The organism is Acinetobacter larvae, from assembly GCF_001704115.1.
GTDB lineage: Bacteria > Pseudomonadota > Gammaproteobacteria > Pseudomonadales > Moraxellaceae > Acinetobacter > Acinetobacter larvae.
In genome coordinates this window covers 633,183-652,608 of record NZ_CP016895.1, presented here as the reverse complement: position 1 = coordinate 652,608, position 19,426 = coordinate 633,183, and the positions used below count along the sequence as shown (strand labels likewise).

Annotated in this window: 17 protein-coding genes and 3 tRNA genes; 9 read left to right on the top strand and 11 right to left on the bottom strand. The window is 43.2% G+C overall.

Going from position 1 to position 19,426, the window contains the following annotated elements; translation table 11 throughout:
- Positions 1–25 precede the first annotated feature (25 nt).
- From BFG52_RS02890 to BFG52_RS02875, 4 genes are all read right to left on the bottom strand, one after another.
- A tRNA-Asp gene (locus BFG52_RS02890) sits at positions 26–102 on the bottom strand.
- A 49-nt stretch (positions 103–151) separates the two neighbouring features.
- Positions 152–228, bottom strand: a tRNA-Asp gene (locus BFG52_RS02885).
- 29 nt (positions 229–257) lie between these two features.
- A tRNA-Val gene (locus BFG52_RS02880) sits at positions 258–333 on the bottom strand.
- A gap of 227 nt (positions 334–560) precedes the next feature.
- Complete coding sequence (locus tag BFG52_RS02875; protein WP_067559042.1) at positions 561–956, bottom strand: YbaN family protein; 396 nt, start codon at positions 954–956, stop codon at positions 561–563.
- Between the two features lie 148 nt (positions 957–1,104).
- Between BFG52_RS02875 and BFG52_RS02870 the strand changes: the two genes are divergently transcribed.
- The 3 genes from BFG52_RS02870 to dapE all read left to right on the top strand — a co-directional run bounded on the left by BFG52_RS02870 (position 1,105) and on the right by dapE (position 3,788).
- Positions 1,105–2,115 (top strand): DUF1853 family protein, encoded by a 1,011-nt coding sequence (locus BFG52_RS02870; protein WP_067552394.1) that lies wholly within the window; start codon positions 1,105–1,107, stop codon positions 2,113–2,115.
- Positions 2,116–2,241: 126 nt separating this feature from the next.
- A complete protein-coding gene (locus tag BFG52_RS02865; protein ID WP_067552391.1) occupies positions 2,242–2,382 on the top strand; it encodes an entericidin A/B family lipoprotein in 141 nt (46 codons plus the stop codon).
- Between the two features lie 269 nt (positions 2,383–2,651).
- On the top strand, positions 2,652–3,788 hold the full coding sequence (dapE, locus tag BFG52_RS02860; RefSeq protein WP_067552388.1) for a succinyl-diaminopimelate desuccinylase: 1,137 nt from the start codon (positions 2,652–2,654) through the stop codon (positions 3,786–3,788).
- A gap of 128 nt (positions 3,789–3,916) precedes the next feature.
- Here the strand turns inward: dapE and BFG52_RS02855 are convergent, their stop codons facing one another.
- The gene (locus tag BFG52_RS02855; RefSeq protein ID WP_067552385.1) at positions 3,917–4,288 is read right to left on the bottom strand and encodes a response regulator; all 372 of its coding nucleotides are present in this window, start codon (positions 4,286–4,288) and stop codon (positions 3,917–3,919) included.
- Between the two features lie 374 nt (positions 4,289–4,662).
- On the opposite strand from BFG52_RS02855, the gene BFG52_RS02850 reads away from it, so the two are divergent.
- Positions 4,663–6,390, top strand: coding sequence for a proline--tRNA ligase (locus BFG52_RS02850; RefSeq protein WP_067552382.1), 1,728 nt, complete (start codon positions 4,663–4,665; stop codon positions 6,388–6,390).
- A 170-nt stretch (positions 6,391–6,560) separates the two neighbouring features.
- Here the strand turns inward: BFG52_RS02850 and dcd are convergent, their stop codons facing one another.
- From dcd to BFG52_RS02830, 4 genes are all read right to left on the bottom strand, one after another.
- Positions 6,561–7,130 (bottom strand): dCTP deaminase, encoded by a 570-nt coding sequence (dcd, locus tag BFG52_RS02845; RefSeq protein WP_067552379.1) that lies wholly within the window; start codon positions 7,128–7,130, stop codon positions 6,561–6,563.
- A 272-nt stretch (positions 7,131–7,402) separates the two neighbouring features.
- Entirely contained in the window at positions 7,403–8,002 is a 600-nt protein-coding gene (locus BFG52_RS02840) for a LysE family translocator (RefSeq protein ID WP_067552376.1), read from the bottom strand.
- Positions 8,003–8,388: 386 nt separating this feature from the next.
- Positions 8,389–9,612, bottom strand: coding sequence for an iron-sulfur cluster carrier protein ApbC (gene apbC / locus BFG52_RS02835; RefSeq protein ID WP_067552373.1), 1,224 nt, complete (start codon positions 9,610–9,612; stop codon positions 8,389–8,391).
- Between the two features lie 251 nt (positions 9,613–9,863).
- The gene (locus BFG52_RS02830; protein ID WP_067552370.1) at positions 9,864–10,346 is read right to left on the bottom strand and encodes a hypothetical protein; all 483 of its coding nucleotides are present in this window, start codon (positions 10,344–10,346) and stop codon (positions 9,864–9,866) included.
- Positions 10,347–10,800: 454 nt separating this feature from the next.
- Here BFG52_RS02830 and metG point away from each other — a divergent pair, with 454 nt between their 5' ends.
- Positions 10,801–12,858, top strand: coding sequence for a methionine--tRNA ligase (gene metG / locus BFG52_RS02825; RefSeq protein ID WP_067552367.1), 2,058 nt, complete (start codon positions 10,801–10,803; stop codon positions 12,856–12,858).
- A gap of 152 nt (positions 12,859–13,010) precedes the next feature.
- On the opposite strand, the gene BFG52_RS02820 is transcribed toward metG, so the two are convergent.
- Both BFG52_RS02820 and BFG52_RS02815 read right to left on the bottom strand, forming a co-directional pair.
- Positions 13,011–13,691: a DUF882 domain-containing protein gene (locus tag BFG52_RS02820; protein WP_067552365.1), complete on the bottom strand. Its 681-nt coding sequence runs from the start codon at positions 13,689–13,691 to the stop codon at positions 13,011–13,013.
- 11 nt (positions 13,692–13,702) lie between these two features.
- A complete protein-coding gene (locus BFG52_RS02815) occupies positions 13,703–14,476 on the bottom strand; it encodes a class I SAM-dependent methyltransferase (RefSeq protein WP_067552363.1) in 774 nt (257 codons plus the stop codon).
- Positions 14,477–14,840: 364 nt separating this feature from the next.
- Between BFG52_RS02815 and BFG52_RS02810 the strand changes: the two genes are divergently transcribed.
- The 4 genes from BFG52_RS02810 to BFG52_RS02795 are packed head-to-tail and all read left to right on the top strand — an operon-like array spanning position 14,841 to position 19,283.
- Positions 14,841–15,395, top strand: a complete 555-nt coding sequence (locus BFG52_RS02810) for a TetR/AcrR family transcriptional regulator (RefSeq protein ID WP_067552360.1) — start codon at positions 14,841–14,843, stop codon at positions 15,393–15,395.
- A complete protein-coding gene (locus tag BFG52_RS02805; RefSeq protein ID WP_067552357.1) occupies positions 15,395–17,083 on the top strand; it encodes an MFS transporter in 1,689 nt (562 codons plus the stop codon). Before BFG52_RS02810 ends, BFG52_RS02805 begins: the two co-directional genes overlap by 1 nt.
- 7 nt (positions 17,084–17,090) lie before the next feature.
- On the top strand, positions 17,091–18,326 hold the full coding sequence (locus tag BFG52_RS02800; protein WP_081408601.1) for an HlyD family secretion protein: 1,236 nt from the start codon (positions 17,091–17,093) through the stop codon (positions 18,324–18,326).
- A 45-nt stretch (positions 18,327–18,371) separates the two neighbouring features.
- A complete protein-coding gene (locus BFG52_RS02795) occupies positions 18,372–19,283 on the top strand; it encodes a 1-aminocyclopropane-1-carboxylate deaminase/D-cysteine desulfhydrase (RefSeq protein WP_067552353.1) in 912 nt (303 codons plus the stop codon).
- Positions 19,284–19,426: the final 143 nt, after the last annotated feature.

Here is a 19,426-nt window from a genome sequence, read left to right as displayed (position 1 = left end):
ATAAAAGCAATATTCTTCATTAAAATGGCGCAGCGGACGGGACTCGAACCCGCGACCCCCGGCGTGACAGGCCGGTATTCTAACCAACTGAACTACCGCTGCACTTTAAATCAGATCACTTTCGTGGCAAACACAACTAAAACTTTATAAATGGCGCAGCGGACGGGACTCGAACCCGCGACCCCCGGCGTGACAGGCCGGTATTCTAACCAACTGAACTACCGCTGCACTTATAAAACTTTAACATTCAAGACATATGGTGGGCGCTGACGGGATCGAACCGCCGACATTCTGCTTGTAAGGCAGACGCTCTACCAACTGAGCTAAGCGCCCATACGACTTTAGCGTTTGTGTGGTGCATTATAGAGATTCTTGAGACACTGTCAAACGCTTTTACCGTACTTTTGGTCTTTTGAGGTCTGAATGATTAAAAAATAGATCATTTTAGCAAAATAGTTTAAAAAACTGAGCCGAATCGAGATCTACATATAGAAAATAAGAATAGTTTTTTAGTTATTTCAAAGACATATATAGAACTTGCCGCCTTAAACCCGGACATTTCAGTGCAATTTTCCATGCTTTTGATCCTTTTTAAGCGGTTGCGGTTCGGGTCTTAACCACAACCAGATCGCGACACTACACATGCAGCTTATAACAATAAGCTTTGCCCAGAGCACGAAAGGACTGAAAGATAAGATCATCGCACTACAGCTCATCATCAGCGTTGCCATCCATTTGGCCATGCGTGGCACGGCACCATGACTGCGCCATTGCTGAATACTGTCACCATATTTAGGATGCTGTAATAACCAAGCATCGACTTGTGGCCAACCTTTAGATGCGACCCATGCAGCCAAAATCAGAAAAATTGTGGTTGGCATACCTGGTAAAATCGCGCCGATCACAGCCAGTATCAGAAAAAATATCACCAGCATACGGTAAAATATAATGCGCATATTATTATCTTTAGCACCTTCTGGCATCATCGCATGATCAAATCAATCCGCTATAGTGCATGTAAATACAGAAGTACGTGTAAATACAGACCTGTACAGCATATTATTTAAATGTTTTGATTAAGTGTTTTGAGCGTTGAGTGATTTCATGCAAATTGAATATTTTGAGCCTTGGCTAAACTACAGACATTCTATTGTTAGGCAATTGGCTTTTTGTATCGCAAGTCCCAATATCTTGCGGTATAGCCCTGACACCCTAGAAAATAGCCAACACTTTCAGTGGCATGACACCAAGTTCTGGCAACAACAGTACCAATATTATCAACCCCGCTTAGCGCAATTGGACCGTGATCCACAGCCCTTAATCGCCTTTATGCAACAATTAAAAAGCACTCGTTTAGGCTTGCGTTTCGAGTATCTACTCTGGTTCTGGTTAACAGAACAAGACTATCACCCCTTTCAGCTATTGGCGCACAGTTTACAGCTAATCGACGGTCGCTACACATTGGGCGAACTCGACTTTGTACTGTATAACCAAGAACAACAACGTATTGAACACTGGGAGGTTGCACTCAAATACTATCTTGCTGAGCAAGATGCGTCACTCAAACACTGGTATGGATTGAATCGTGATGACACCCTACTCAAAAAACTAACCCATTATAGTCAACAACAATTCCAATTTAGCCATGCAGGTGAACATGCTATTGAGCAACGTTTTGCCATCATGAAAGGGCAGCTATTTCTAGCAACAGATATGTCGCAGACTACTATTTCAGATATTTCACAGCGCACTATTTTACAGGCTACGCTACAGCAAACAGCAGACCTTCAGGCAAAAAAACTGAAGACAAATACGGTGAACATTGAGCCGCTCAATAGCAACCCTCTTAACAACAGTACACCACCGCCCCTATTGCAGCACAATGCGTTGCCCACTTGGGTCAATCCGGCCAGACGCTTGGGTCATTGGGGGCATCATCTTTATACCCAGCATTATCGTCGTCTGCATCGGCATGAATGGCTTTGTATAGATGCTCATAGCACAACACAAGACAGTAAATATTGGCATAATGGTTTGTATTTCAACCAGATAAACCAAGACTACTATATGTTCCGACAAAAACCACGCCACCTGATGAGTTTTAGTATTATTTAATAATTTTAAAACTTGGTGATCAATTATACAATAATTAACATTTATGCTATAAAAGAATAGTACCTAATCGATGGGTATTTACATAATCTAAAAAAACATCAGAATAACTTACACTTGGAGATGATGATGAAGAAAGTTTTAGTTGCTTCTTGTATTGCTATGTTTGTACTCGCGGGTTGTAATACCTTTAAAGGTGTGGGTGAAGATGTTTCTTCAGCGGGTAAAGCTGTGACCAAAACTGCTGAAAAAACTCAAGATAGACTATAAGTCATTCACTTAAGTTCGCCATACCGAACCCCATGACACGCCTTCGCGACAGCGTGCCCCCATGGGGTTTCCTGCTTCTTATGTTTTATATTGTTGTTCTTATTCTTGCTTTATTCTGCTAAACCGTGTTGAGCATAGAGGATATTATGTCTAAAAATCAAACAACATGGGCAGTTTGAGAAAAATCAGTCATGAACCACATTTTAATCAACTGACGCTTGCTCTATGATAGTCATCAATATTTCCTCAATGATGCCACACGATCCAACATGAAGCATTCCGATACTTTAGCGCTTAGCTTAGAACTTTTACAGCAACCCTCTTTGACCCCAAATGACCATAACTGCCAAGATATTATGGCTGATCGACTCCGTCCATTGGGCTTTAATATCGAAAAAATGCGTTTTGATGATGTCGACAATTTATGGGCGCGTAAAGGTACTTGTGATCCGGTATTTTGCTTTGCTGGACATACCGATGTGGTTCCTGTTGGGCATGCCGATGCTTGGCATAGTGATCCTTTTGTTCCAGAAATCCGTGATGGCAAACTCTATGCGCGTGGTAGTGCGGATATGAAAACCGCTTTGGCTGCCATGGTTGTCGCAACTGAACGTTTTATCAAAAAATACCCCAATCACAACGGTTCTATTGCCTACTTGATCACCTCAGATGAAGAAGGTCCATCCATTAACGGCACGGTCAAAGTGATTGAGACACTCGAAGCACGTCAAGAAAAAATGACTTGGTGTCTCGTCGGTGAGCCCTCAAGCACGCATCGTTTAGGTGATGTGATCAAAAATGGACGCCGCGGTTCTTTAAATTCAGTGCTCACGATCAAAGGCAAACAAGGTCATGTTGCCTATCCACATTTGGCAAATAACCCGATTCATTTAGCTACTGCAGCCTTAGATGAACTCTGCCGTACAGTGTGGGATGAGGGCAATGTCTATTTCCCTGCAACCAGTTTTCAAATTTCCAATATTCATGCTGGAACAGGTGCAACCAATGTGATTCCAGGTGCATTAGAGGTTACTTTTAATTTTCGTTATTCTACCGAAGTGACAGCCGATCTCCTCAAACAACGTGTGCTAGAAATTTTGGATCGTCACCAACTACAATATGACATCCAATGGACTTTATCTGGGCTACCCTTTTTGACACCCGTCGGCGCTTTGGTGAATGCTGCAAAAACGGCGATTCAGCAAGTCACCGGTGTTGAGGCAGAGTTATCGACCAGTGGTGGCACCTCAGATGGTCGCTTTATTGCCCCCACTGGCGCACAAGTACTCGAACTCGGTGTACTCAATGCCACGATCCATCAGGTCAATGAACATGTTAATGTTGATGAGCTTGAAGCATTGGCTGAAATTTATGAACAAATTTTAGTACAACTCTTGGCAGCATAAGCGCTCAAAAGCACTCAGCGAGTGTACTCTCCCCTGCAATACAAGCTGTTGCACCTTGTATTCGTTAGCTTTTATATATACTTATATATAAGCTATATAAAAGGGAAAGGGACACTCTCTGGGTTGTGCTATGAGACTTGATGGGTATAACGCGCAATAATGTCTAATAACTGTTGCTCATCTACAGGTTTAATGAGGTACTCCACAGCTCCTTGCCGTGTTGCCCACTCCCGATCTACAGCCTGATCTTTCGTACTGACCATCACCACAGGAATCTGTTTTTGCTGTTGGGCACGTACAATTTGCCGAGTGGCTTGATAACCATTCACCTCAGGCATCACCACATCCATCAGCACCAAGTCAGGTTGCTCAACCAAGGCCAAAGTTACCCCATCTGCACCATTACTCGCCTCAAGCACCTCATAACCATGTTGTGAGAGTATTTCTTTGAATCGAAACATTTCTGTTGCAGAATCATCTACCACAAGAATACGTGCCATCATGCCCCCAAATTAACCAATGCATCTCTGTATGATTTAAAAATTTATGCGTTCTACCAAGTTCAATACGCAACAAAACAACCCGTATACCATAATACTAAAACCTTGCTAGCAGTGTAACGAAATCAATGCAGCCTAGGGGTAAATCTAAACTTTTTATTACTTAATTTTTGGCTTCATCGGCACGGGCTATGTTGTGGGCTACAGCTGAATACAACATTAAAAATAAGCTTTTAAATTTTAAACCGACCAATAAGCAAAGCAAATTTAGGCTACGCTTCAATTTACATTTCATGTCATAATGCCCAGCGATCTAATGCGATCACCACATCGCATTTTTATTTATTTTATCACTCATAATTAGGACAGTTTCCATGCGCGCGAGCCGCTTTTTATTTGCTACGTTAAGAGAAACCCCCAATGATGCTGAAGTGATCTCACATCAGTTAATGCTACGTGCGGGTATGATTCGTAAATTGGCTTCAGGCCTGTACACGTGGTTACCGCTGGGTGTTCGTGTGCTAAATAAAGTCGAAGCGATCATCCGTGAAGAAATGAACCGTTCTGGTTCGCTTGAAGTGCTTATGCCGGTGACGCAACCTGCCGCCCTATGGCAAGAGTCTGGTCGCTATGTGGAATATGGTCCTGAACTACTTCGTTTTAATGACCGCCATCATAATCCTTTTGTGTTGGGACCCACTCACGAAGAAGTGATTTCTGACCTCGCACGCTTGGAACTTAAAAGCTATAAGCAACTTCCTATCAATTTCTACCAAATTCAAACCAAGTTCCGTGATGAAGTTCGCCCACGTTTTGGGGTAATGCGCTCACGTGAATTTGTCATGAAAGATGCTTATTCATTCCATATCGATCAAGCCTCCTTGCAAGAAACCTATGATGTGATGTATGAGACATATAGTCGGATCTTTACCCGTTTAGGACTGGATTTCCGCGCAGTCCAAGCGGATACAGGCTCCATTGGTGGTTCTGGTTCACACGAATTCCATGTTCTAGCAAGCAGCGGCGAAGATGATGTGATTTTCTCGACTGAATCTGACTATGCTGCCAATATCGAAAAGGCTGAAGCAATTCTCGTCGGTGAACGTGCTGCACCCAGCCAAGCATTACAGATTGTTGCAACACCTGAGCAAAAAACCATCGCAGATGTCTCAGCTTTTCTAGGCACGGCGGCAGAACAATCGGTAAAAGCTATTTTAGTGCAGGGTAATAACGACGCCGATGGCAATACGACTGTTGTCGCGTTGTTCTTACGTGGTGATCACGAACTCAATGAGATTAAAGCAGAAAAACATCCTGCTATTGCATCGCCGCTCACATTTGCCACAGAGCAACAACTACAACAACTGGCGTTGCCTGCTGGTTTTGTTGGACCACAAGGCTTAGTTGAAAAAGGCATTACTGTCATCGTTGACCGTGCAGCGTCTGTACTGTCTGACTTCGTTGCTGGCGCGAACCAAGTCGATCACCATGCTACAGGTGTGAACTGGGAACGTGATGCCAACTATACTGAGGTTTATGACTTGCGTAATGTCGTAGAAGGTGATCCATCACCAGATGGTCATGGTACTTTACAAATTAAACGTGGTATTGAAGTTGGGCACATCTTCCAACTCGGGACCAAATACTCTGAAGCGTTAGCCTGTAAAGTATTGGGTGAAGATGGCAAACCCAGCACCATGCTCATGGGTTGCTATGGTATAGGCGTAACCCGTGTTGTTGCTGCTGCCATTGAACAAAATTATGATGACAAAGGAATTTTATGGCCTCAAGGGATTGCACCATTTGAAGTTGCCATTGTTCCAATGAATGCTCATAAATCACCTCGCAGCTTACAAGCTGCTGAAGAGCTCTATGCTGAACTACAAGCTGCTGGTTTTGATGTGTTATTGGACGATCGTAATGAACGCCCTGGGGTGAAATTTGCAGACTTAGAACTCGTCGGTATTCCACACCGTATTGTGATTGGTGAAAAAGGTCTAGACGCAGGGACTTTTGAATATAAAGCCCGTACTGATGCGGAATCGAGTAACCTCGACAAAAGCGCACTGCTAGCGCGCTTACAGCAAAGTCGTGTGAAGTAATCAAGCATTATAAAATAAATATTTGCATAAAGAACACCATTCCATCATGCTGTTTTTTATGCAAAATAGCTAAAAAAATGCACTGTAAAAACAGTGCATTTTTTATGCGTATTGAATCGCTATATCTGCAGCAGGACATGCCCCATTCACATAACGCTGTACAACACCGCTTAAGCTTTGGGTAAGGTCACACCTGTCTGACCTTGGTATTTGCCACCACGGTCTTTATAAGAAGTTTCACACACTTCATCGCTTTCAAAAAAGAGCATTTGGGCAACCCCTTCACCTGCATAGATACGTGCCGGTAAATTGGTGGTATTGGAGAACTCTAACGTGACATGCCCTTCCCACTCTGGCTCAAGCGGCGTGACATTCACAATGATGCCACAACGTGCATAAGTAGATTTCCCTAAGCAAATGGTAAGCACATTGCGTGGAATACGAAAATACTCAACCGTACGCGCTAAGGCAAAAGAGTTGGGTGGAATAATACAAACATCCGATTCAATATTGATGAAGCTATTGTCATCAAAATTTTTGGGATCGACAATTGCCGAATGCACATTGGTAAAGACTTTAAACTCACGTGCACAACGGACATCATAACCATAACTAGATACGCCATAGGATACGATTTTTTCGCCCTGCTCATTCACACGCACCTGATTGGCCGCATAGGGTTCGATCATGCCGTGTTTTTCGCTCATTTCTCGAATCCAACGATCGGATTTAATTGCCATTCAAATTTCCCAAAATAGCTAAACACAAGTATTGCGCTGTACTTTAACTGAAAAAGTCAATGAAGGAAATGGGTAGCACGTTTGCAAGCGATGCAATTATAACGCCGCACTACCGCTATCAGCTCACCGCGGCTCTGCAGTACCCCGCTTAAATCTGCGGTTTAGATGCTCCTAAGTCATAGCGTATATTTACATGATAAAAAAGCCATCTTGTGATGGCTTTAGATGATGGCATGGGCTTAACCTTGTCCGCGCTCAGTTGTAAGCCGTGCTCAGAGCTGTAAATTGTTAATGGCTGAGAAACCCAAAGGGATACAAAAAATCATTAATACAATCGATGCCATTTTCTGTAAATTATTCTGATTGAAAAATTTATGTTGTCGTTTCGCCAAGATGGAACCCAACGTGATCCAAAAAAAAGCGATTGGAAGAATGAGTAAAATAAAGACCAACATATGCAAGCTATAGGCAGTGAAATTTTGCCACGCATAAGCTGGAAAAATTGCAGATGCAAATAACAATGCTTTAGGGTTGAGCAAGGTCGCAAAAAATAACTCACGTGGCTTAATAGCCACTGCTACATTGTCGATGTCTTCTACTGGGCTACGCCATAACTTAATCGCCAAATATAAAATATAAGTCGCACTAAACAGCTTTAACACATCTGGAATCAGCGGATATTGCTTGGATAAAGTCCCAACCAAAGCTCCCCACAAGGTAATGGAAATAATATATCCAAATGCTTCTGCAGGAATCAAGTTCAAAGATGGGCGCACACCGATTTGAATGCCAGACGATGCCAGTAATGTATTGGTCGGACCGGGTGTTAACAGGATTGTTACAACTAAACCGATGAATAACAATGAAATCATCCATTGACCTCAAAAACAAAATCGATTCAGCTTAGAATATTTTGCCAATCGCCGCCAAGTCTTTTTATATAACAAAATATATTTAAAAGTTTAATTTAAGGGCAAACTTTACCAATCATTCAAACTGCAAAGCCACTATATTCCTGATATACAACAGAGAACTAATGATAGATTTTGCCAGTATAATGCTGAGCACAATCATAGCAACAACTGTTTATTTTTTGTTCTAATTACATGAAAATTCCACTTTATCTAACAAAATACACCTCACTTTGGGATTATTTTAAACAAATACCGTCTACAAAACCCGTATACAAAAAACGCAGTAAAAGATACTGCGCATTAAACAGAGATAGGAGCAGCATGCCCCCAACTCTCACTAAAAGCTAAAAGATACGATGTTGATCTTTGGCTTTAAGTGGCAACTGCTGTTTAATCTTTTCCGCAATCGCCAAGTAATGCTCGGCTGCATCATCTTGCGCAATCACCGAAGGTCGCCCTGCATCGGCGTTTTCTCGGATATTCACTTGTAAGGGTAATCTGCCCAATAATGGAATATGGTATTGTGCTGACAATTGCTCACCGCCGCCCATCCCAAAAATCTGTTCTTCAAAACCACAATTCGAACAAATATGAGTCGACATATTTTCGATCACGCCCAATACAGGAATCTGCACTTTATTAAAAAGCGCAATACCTTTGGTGGCATCCATCAAGGCTACGTTTTGTGGAGTGGTAACAATAATTGCCCCCGTTACGGGAATACGCTGTGCCATAGTTAGCTGAATATCGCCAGTACCTGGTGGCATATCAATCACGAGAACATCAAGATCTGGCCATAACGTCTGATTAAACAACTGCATTAATGCGCCAGTTGCTTTGGGACCTCGCCATGCCACTGGGGTATTATGATCACCAGTTAAATGACCGATCGATAGCACTGGCATCCCGTAGGCATCGAGCGGGACAAAATGTTCTGATTCAATCATTGGGGTTTGTCCAGCATTGCCTAACATAGTTGGAATACTTGGACCATAGATATCTGCATCTAATACTCCCACCTTGAGACCTAACTGTTTTAAAGCAAGTGCTAAGTTGACCGTTGTGGTTGATTTACCCACGCCACCTTTGCCCGAAGATACCAACAACACATGTTGAATACGCGGATGTGGCGCAATATCTCGTTGTTGTGGTGCAGTTTTAGCAATCGCTGGTTGCTCTGCTTGCTTAAGTTGTTGTTGATAGTCTGCTGTGGCGTCCACTACAGGCGGAATATTCCCCGCTTTGCCCGTGCTTTGCGGTGTAGCGTTTGCTGAGGAGCTACTGCTCTGAGTAGCTTTCTTTTGAATAACATGTAGATTGAGTTCATCAATGCCATAAGGCTTTAATGTGAGTGCCAGCTCATCATGAATACGTTGCAAATACTGGGTTTCATCGGCAAAGCAGGTCAAAGTCAATTGTAATACACGACCTTCGATATTGAGCTGAGTAATACGTTGTTGTAAAACAAAATTGCTATTTTCAAGGCGGTAACTTTCTAAAACTTGCTGGACTTGCTGAGCATCGACCTCAGCAGAAAAAAGCGATTTAAGTGATGCAAGCCATGACATAATTTACTCCACACTACGCTGATGCAGTAGCCTTAGATGTTCGTTCAATACCGCTTTGCAACCAAGTTCAACCCCACGATCTCAGCAGCAAAATTCCCAACTATGTTACTTGGATTTCAATGAAATAGCCAAGCTCTAACGAACAAAAAAGCCCCATGCTATACACCGGTATAACATGAGGCTGCTGTTCATCAAGAAGCTCCGATTCATCTTGGGCTTAACCCAAGGTTGTCGTGCCCTCAAATGAAGACTTATTGGTCTTCTTTCTCGTCTTTATCATCATGCCCTTTCAAGCTATTGAGTTTTTCGCTGGCAGCATGCTTTAACTCATCAAACTTACTGACTGCTTGATTTTTTAAGGCATCTAACTTTTCTTCAGCCTGATGTTTTAGCTCACTTGCCTTGGCTTTGGCTTCTTCCAGTTTATGTGCCGCATCATCTTTTAACTGACCCAATTTATCTTCAACTTGTGTTTTGGCATCATGGGCATGTTGCTTTAAGGCATCGACTTTATCTTCAGCATCTTGCTTATGCTGTTGATAGTCACTTTGTGCATCGTGTTTCAATTGATCAAGCTTTTTTTCACCGTCAAGCTTTAACTCTTCGACCTGATGTTTCGCATCATCAAGTTTTTTCTCCGCTTGTAGTTTTGCTTCTTTTGCCTGATGTTTAATGTCATCACCCAATTCTGATGCTTTGTTTTTGAGATCATCTAATGGTTGCTTATTTGTCATTATAAAACCCTCATGATTTACGATATTGTGAAAAACAATTTGATAAACAATGTGATAAAAATTCTGATGAAAATTATTGAGGTCTAAGATGCATTGCCTGAGTCACCAAGCACCACATCATGATTGATTGCCTCCCACACCCCTTTAAAACTCAGAGATTAAAACCCAGATATAACGCACGATTTAAAGTGTTAATAATACCTGTAAAAATAAAGTATTGGCTGCGCTCTGCAACAAAGAACATACAGAATATAGGCCAAGCACACCTAGAGAGATGAGCGACCTAAAACCTAGCACTGCATCTGTACAGCACTTATAGCATGCTTTTTCTTAGCTGTTTATCTCAATAAAATCATACTTTTGATGAAAAAGCGCGGATTCCCTTGTGCAAGTCACAGTCAACTCATGTAAAATCAAAAACCTTGTTATCACTAGCGATGAGAGTGTTCTTTCCGTGCGTAAAATATTAGTCACCAATGCCCTCCCTTATGCCAATGGACCAATCCATATGGGTCACTTACTCGGTTATATCCAAGCAGATATCTGGGTTCGGGCCATGCGCGCAATGGGACATATGGTCACTTATGTCTGCGCAGATGATGCACACGGTACCGCAATTATGTTGCGTGCTGAGGCAAACGGCATTACACCAGAACAATTGATTGCCCAAGTGCAACAAGAGCATGAACGTGATTTTTCACAGTTTGCCATTGAGTTTGATCACTATGATTCAACCCATAGCCAGACCAACCAAGACCGTGCTGCTGAAATCTATATCAAGAACCGTGATGCAGGGCATATTGCAGTACGTCCAGTCAGTCAATTATTTGACCCTGAAAAAGGGATGTTCTTATCCGATCGCTTTATTAAAGGCAGCTGCCCTAAATGTAAGGCTGATGATCAATATGGTGATTCCTGTGAAGTCTGTGGGACCACCTACAATGCAACCGAATTGCTCAAGCCACGCTCGACCTTAAGTGGTGCAACACCAGTTGAGAAATCCTCTGATCACTACTTCTTTAAACTACCTGATTTCAAAGAATATTTACAAAAATGGACCCGTGATGAAGGGCGTTTACCCACCTCTATTGCCAACAAATTAGATGAATGGTTTGAAGCAGGTTTGACGGATTGGGATATTTCGCGTGATGCGCCTTATTTTGGTTTTGAAATTCCTGAAGCACCCAATAAATACTTTTATGTCTGGGTCGATGCACCAATTGGCTACATGTCCAGCTTTGAGAACTACATCAAAAGCAAACGTCCAGATCTAAACTTTGATGACTACTGGAAAAAAGACAGCCAAAATGAGGTATATCATTTTATTGGTAAAGATATTGTCTATTTCCACGCATTATTCTGGCCGGCGATGCTAGAAGGCGCCAACTACCGCACGCCGAGCGCTTTGTTTGTCAATGGTTTCTTGACGGTCAATGGGCAGAAGATGTCAAAATCGCGCGGCACATTTATTAAAGCGGAAACCTATGCCCAGCATTTAAACCCAGAATATCTACGCTATTACTTTGCATCTAAGTTATCTGATAAAGTCGAAGACTCTGATCTAAACTTAGATGATTTTGTACAAAAAGTTAACTCTGACTTGGTTGGTAAAGTCGTTAATATTGCCAGCCGTTGTGCCAAATTTATCAATAAAGACTTTGCCAACACCCTTGCTGCCGAAGTAGCAGAACCCGAACTCATCCAAAGCTTTATTGATGCAGGTGAAGCCATTATTCGTGCCTATGAACAGCGCGAATTCTCAACTGCAATTCGCGACATCATGGCGTTGGCTGATCGTGCCAACCAGTATATCGATGAGAAAAAACCTTGGGCATTGGCGAAGCAAGAAGGTCAAAGCGCACAAGTCCATGCGGTATGCTCCGTTGGCATTAACTTATTCCGTCAATTGGCGATCTATTTAGCCCCGGTACTACCGAAACTGGCTGCCCAAGTACAAGACTTCTTAAAACTAGAGCGTTTTGACTTTGCATCACGTCAACAAATCTTGGCAAAACATGAGATTGCTACCTTCCAGCCCCTAATGCAACGTGTTGATAAAAAAGCTGTTGATGCCATGGTTGATGCCTCTAAAGATTCATTAACCCAAGCAACAACAACAGAAAACAGCAGTCATAAAAAACAGAAAAATACTCAAAACCCTGCTAAAACCCCTGCTGCGACCACAGAGCAAATTCAAATCGATGATTTCTTAAAAGTCGATTTAAGAGTGGCCGAAGTCATTGCGGCCAATCATGTAGAAGGTTCAGATAAGTTATTACAACTGACCCTGAACGCTGGTGAGGCTGAACCCAGAAATGTATTGAGCGGTATTCGTAGCCAATATGCTGCAGAAGACTTGGTCGGTAAATTGGTGGTATTGGTCGCCAATCTCGCGCCACGTAAAATGCGCTTTGGGACGTCAAATGGTATGGTCTTAGCAGCGGGGAATGGCGAAGGGATCTTTATTATTTCGCCAGACCAAGGTGCTCAACCTGGTGATAAAGTCAGTTAAAAGCAGTTACAGCCAGCAGTGCAAAACAGCAGCCCCACCAACGGGACTGCTGTTTTTTTATCTATTTTTCTATCTATTTTTTATCTGTTTGAGCGTAAAACCCTGTCCTTTAGACCATTGCGCCATAGGGCATAAGCCTATAGAGCGTAGCACTAAGCCGGTTTAAACCAGATCGTTTCACACGGGACACTATTGCGACCATAGTCCTGCCCCCAAGCGCGAAAGCCAGAAGTATCGATATGAATATTATGCTTTGGATAAATACCTAGCCCCATCTTTAATGCTTCACCAGATGCTTTCCAGAATTGACAGATCTTTTCTTCAATTTGTTTATATTCTACTTCGCTATAAGGTTGTAGCTGGCTATTGAGCATTTTAAAATCGACTGCATTGTTGATTTTATGCTTAGAGTTTTTCGCACCGCGCACACATTCATTGCTCTGATCATTACGATAAGTCGAAATAATTTTATAATTGGCAAAAATTCCTTCTGCTTTCATACGTTCAACCAACTGTATACTGGCGATAATATTCGGCCAGTATTGTTGTGGCGGCAGCGAAAAACGCAAAGTTTCACATTGCATCGGCATGCGATGCGCAGTATAGGTTAAATCTAATAATGTCACGGAGTGCTGTAGCGACTTTGAGACATAAGCTTGATAATCATTCAATAATTTTGGATCTTGCTGTTTTTTCCAGTGTTCAAATTGCGCGGGCAACTGCGTATTTTCCGAGCTTTGCTCGTCATTCGTTTTGCCTAGGTCAGGTTGATCTTGATGACAACCCACACCGAATATCACGAGGGTACTCAGGCAGATTTTCAGTATTTTCATTGCTCTAGTATTTAGATTTTCGTCAGCTCTAAATATACAGCTTGCGAAACAAATGTTCCATCCTTTTGAACTTTATAATAATCTCGAACTAAGTCCGAGACCTTATTTTGTAAATTCAAAATCGTCGCGACAGCATCGGCTGGACTTTGCATCCGTTGTACCCAGCTTTGAAAATCCAATGTGAGACTTTGCCGTTCAATCTGTTGTGCATGAAAGCCAGCTTGCTCGGTCATTTGTATCCATTCCGCCAAGCTATAGTCGCGCACATGGCTAGGATCTCTTATAAATTCAATGCTTTGAATAAATGTATCTAAAATAGGATGACTACTGCCTACAATATCAAAAATCACCACACGACCATGATCACGTAATACCCGATGAATCTCAGCCAAAGCTTGCGGTAAATTTTGCCAATGATGCGCAGAATAACGACTCACCACCAGATCAAAACGCTGTGCGGCAAAGCTTAAGTTTTCAGCAACACCAACCTGACCTGTGACATTTGCAAAGCCTTTTTGTTGCGCTTGTTGTACGACTAGATCGACCATTTCAGCACTCAAATCATAGGCGGTAATGGCTTTGGCATAGGGGGCGAGATGATAACTGACATGACCACCGCCACAGCCTAAATCGAGAATCTCTTGATATTGATGTTGCTGCACTAACGCTTGCATTTTGCCAAACTCTAGCCCTTGTGCATGTACCTTACTTTTTAAATACGCTTCTGACTTGCCTTGATATTGCTGCTCGTTCAGCTGATGTTGGCTGACCTGTGGCTTAGACATTTACCTTGCTCCTATATGCTTAAGGTCTAACATAGCGTTTTTTATGGCAAAATATAATTGATGAATTTTTATAGGTATGATTACTTATTTTTATAAATGTTGTTTTTATAGATAGTGCATCCAAAAACAAGTAAACGCCAAACCTACATGCTGGCAAATACTCATTTAAGTTTTATATTGCTCCATCCAAACGATTCCTAAGCAAACTGATCATAGACCTTCCAGCTTATTTTGCCTCTTTTATACACATAAACTTTGTATTAAAATAAGCACATCGGACAAAAGTGTCCGTCAAATATACAACATGCGCATCACCTCATCACAACACAAGATGGGTACTATGCGCTTAAGGTCATCTCGCCCCATGAATAAACGACTAGATCAAGCACAATATAATCGTGAACAATTATTAAATGCGGCACTACATGTTTTCCGCCAGCACGGTATTCATGCTCCGTTGCAACGCATCATCGATCAAGCGCAAGTTGGTCGTGCTACTTTTTATCGGAACTTCGCAGACCGACGTGCCCTCGTGCTTGCCATGATGCAACATGCCTTGCAACGTTTGGACAGCAAAGCACAGTATTATTCACAGTTTCCAGATGGTTTTATCCGTTTAATCGAAAGCCATGTGCATAATTTGCCCTACCTCACCGCACTGATGGAATACTGGCGTGTCATCCCGCGTGATGATCCTGATTTACAGCGCTTATTTGCACAACGTGATCAAATTCTACAACCTTTGATTGAACAAGCCATCGCCCATGGTGTTTGTCGTCCAGACTTAACGACTGAAGACTATGGCATGATCAGTGCAATCCTAAGAGCATCGTTTCAAGGGTTGAATGAACCCGAACAAATCCAACTGGCAAAACGTGCCTTAGAGCTGCTCATTCACGGTATACGGGCGTATCCTTAATGGCACAGCAACCACGCTTATTAGAGCCAGCACCCGACTGGACGGCGGACGAACGCCCAACTTTACCGGGCTCGCCAGCAGCGATTCAACATGCACCACTGAAACGGCTGTGTTATTTACTGACAGGGATTTTTATTGCCATTGCTGCCAGCTTGAGTAATGGTTTTATTAGCGCCAACCTCAGTCTCATTCAAGGCGAATATGCCCTAACCCCCAGTGAAGTGGCATGGCTGCCTGCCGTCTATGTTATGGCAAATGTCAGCTCTAACTTAATTTTATTTAAAGCACGTCAGCAATATGGTTTACGGCTGTTTTCTGAAATTGGTTTGTTATTGTTTATTGCCGTGTTGCTCTTGCATCTTATGGTACAGACCTTTGAAATGGCGCTCTTTGTGCGATTCATGAGTGGTTTAGTGGCCGCACCGCTCAGCTCACTGGGCATGTACTACATTATGCAGGCTTTTAGACGGGTGCATTTTGGTAAAGGCATTTATTTAGCCTTGGGCCTGCAACAGCTGGGGGTGCCCTTGGCGTGGATTATTTCCCCCGCACTGGTCGATATCAACAACTGGTCTATGCTCTATAGTTTTGAGCTAGGCTTGGCATTGTGCTGTTTTGCGATGGTGGTTGCACTCAAACTACCACGTAGTCTAAAAATTGCGGTATTTGAAAAACAAGATTTTCTGACCTTTGCCCTATTGGCACCCGGTTTTGCCTGTTTATGTATTGTTCTGACCCAAGGACCTATTGTCTGGTGGTTGGATGCACCGCAATTGGCTTATTGGTTAATTGCAGGCTTGAGCTTAGTGATGCTGGGACTTTGCTATGAACATTTTCGTGTTAATCCATTGATTATGACCCGTTGGATTGGCACGGCATCGGTGATTAATTTTGTCTTTGCAGCATTGGCGATTCGGATCATTATGTCTGAGCAAAGCTTTGCTGCAGTCAACTTCCTAAAAACCATGGGCATGGGACCAGACCAATTTGTTCCGCTCTATGTCGTCATCTTTTTAGGCATTACTGCGGGTACATTATTTAGTGCACTCAGCTATGCCAGAGAACGAATTTTCCTCAATCTACTGTTGGCTGAAGCATTGATCTTAATCGCCTGTGCTTTGGACTACCATTTGACCAGCGCAGTAAGACCAGAAAACTTTTTTCTCAGTCAATTTCTGGTTGGCTTCGCAGGCGGTGCCTTTATTGGACCGCTTTTGCTCACGGGTATGATCAGTGCTTTACAAAAAGGACCAACGCATATTGTCACTTTTATTGTGTTATTTTCTGCGACACAAAATTTTGGTGGGCTAATCGGTAATGCTTTTTTCTCGACCTATCAGCAATATCGTAGTCAAAACTATAAAATGCAAATCATTAGTGATTTATCACCGACTGAACCCTTATTGCAACAACGCTTACAAAGCGATCAACAACGCAATCTCGCCTATCTTAGTGATCCACAACGACGGCAACAACAAGCACTGCTCACCCTCAATCAAAAGATGACTCAAGAAGCACAAGTACGTGCCTATAACGACGTCATCGCGCTAAATGGCGTATTTGCTTTAATTTTATTACTCTGGGGCAGTGCCAATATTGCTTGGACAAAGTATCGCCTGAAAAAGTTAGCCTCAACATTAGCCGCTAAGCCATCCACCAATCCGTCTTCTATTTCCGTGAAAAGTTGAGTGTATTATGTCAGAAGATAAAATAGCATCGACTCAGCCCGATCGTGGCAATGTCACAGCGCAACCGCAAGCAGTGCCTGCAAGCAATAGCCGTCACAATGAGGGCGCTACTGATCCCAACAACAATACCGCAGAAGCAGTCGCATCTGTACCACACAATAGCGCACTGCTGGCTGCACCGAGTAAGTTAATTCGCACCCCCAAAGCGGTATTACTGCTCATGCTAGTGGTATTTTTACTGGGGATCACGGTGATTTTATGGGCATGGCGGATTGGACCTTTTGCCAGTGCCATTGAACGCACCGACAATAGCTACATCAAGGGGCAAACGACGATTTTATCTTCGCAAATCAATGGCTATGTCCAAGATGTCTTGGTCAAAGACTTCGACCGTGTACATAAAGGTCAAGTGCTGATGCATATAGATGCAACGCCCTATCAGCAAAAAGTCACACAGGCTGAATCGGGCTTGGAACAAGCCAACAATAACTTCGCCAATCAAACACAACTGATTGCACAGCGACAGGCTGATATCCGTGCAGCACAAGCCAAAGTTGAACAAGCTCAGGCCGCACAACAATTGGCTTTGGCCCAGTTACAACGTTATCAACAACTTGGCGATAGTGGTGCCGCAGCCAAAGCGGAACTTGACCATGCACGTGCCGATGCACAAAACACCACCGCCCTACTGAGACAGGCGCAAGCAAATGTTGAGGTTGCCCAGCAAGCACTTAAAACGGCACAAGTTGCTGCAACAGGTTTACAAGCGCAGGTCAACAGTGCCCAAGCACAAGTCGATCAAGCAACCACCACACAAGACTACAGCATCATTCGCGCACCAATGGATGGGCAACTCGGTGAAGTAACACCGCGCATTGGCCAATATGTGGCTGCGGGGACACAATTGCTGTATTTGATTCCCCCTAAAACTTGGGTTTTGGCCAACTTCAAAGAGACCCAAATCGCCCATATCAAAATCGGGCAGGCCGCTTCATTTACTGTCGATGCATTGCAACATCAAAAATTTACCGGGCGTGTTGAGCAAATCGCACCTGCCGCAGGTTCAGAATTTAGTGTGCTCAAGCCAGACAATACCACCGGTAACTTTACCAAAGTGGTACAACGCATTTCTGTCCGTATTGCCATTGATCCCAATCAGCCACACCTCGAACAGCTTCGTCCAGGTATGTCGGTGGTGACCTCAATCGATACGCAAAGCCAGCCGATGCAGCTCAACCCCTAAAAGCCTAAAGGCTTACAGCACTCGATCAAGGATACCGCAACCACCATGTCTAACCCACAAAGCGCCCCAGATACAGCACATATTTTGCAAAGATTTCAACAGATTGCACAACAAATCCCCTATCAAGATTTGGGTGAGATCGCAGGTGTACAGCTTGGTATTAAACGCTTGGATTGCATACATCCGCAGATTTCTGGCAATAAATTTTTTAAACTAAAATACAATCTGGTCGCTGCACGGGCACAAGGCTATCGACAATTGCTGACCTTTGGCGGTGCCTATTCCAATCATATTGCCGCCACTGCCTATGCCGCACAGCTTTTTGGCTTTGACAGTATCGGGATCATCCGTGGTGAGGAGCTGGCAGAGCGCCCACGCAATGCAACCCTGCACCATGCCGAACAGCTTGGTATGAGCTTAAATTTTGTTTCACGTGAAAATTATAGGCAAAAACAACAGCCTAGCTATATGGCACAATTACAACGACACTACCCAGATGCTTATATCTTGCCAGAAGGTGGCAGTAACCTGCTGGCTGTACAAGGCTGCGAAGAGATTTTGAGTGCGCAGGATCGAGAGAATTATGATGTGATTTGCTGTGCTGTAGGTACAGGCTCAACCTTGGCGGGACTGATTCGTGCCAGTGACACCCGTCAGCAAGTGCTTGGTTTCTCGGCATTAAAAGGTTGTTTTCAGGCAGACAGCATTCAACAATATACGCGGGCGCAACATTGGCGCCTGACTGATGACTATTGCGGTGGAGGCTATGCCAAAAGTTCTACCGAATTACGGGCATTTATGCAAGATTTTGAAGCGCGTTATCAAATTCCACTCGAACAGGTGTATACCGCAAAAATGTGCTATGGCGTGATTGATTTAATTCAACAAGGTTATTTCCCGACTGCGAGTCGCATCTTACTGCTGCATACTGGCGGGCTACAAGGGCGTAACATCTAAGCTGCTCTGTCTAAGTCACTAATATGCTAGTTAAGCCACTGATATGCCAGTATAGGCGAGCAACATTATTCCTATGTCTGCTCTTGATTTCTTCAAGAGATTTCGAGATATATAGAATATAAAGCAGTACGCTCAAAAGGCTG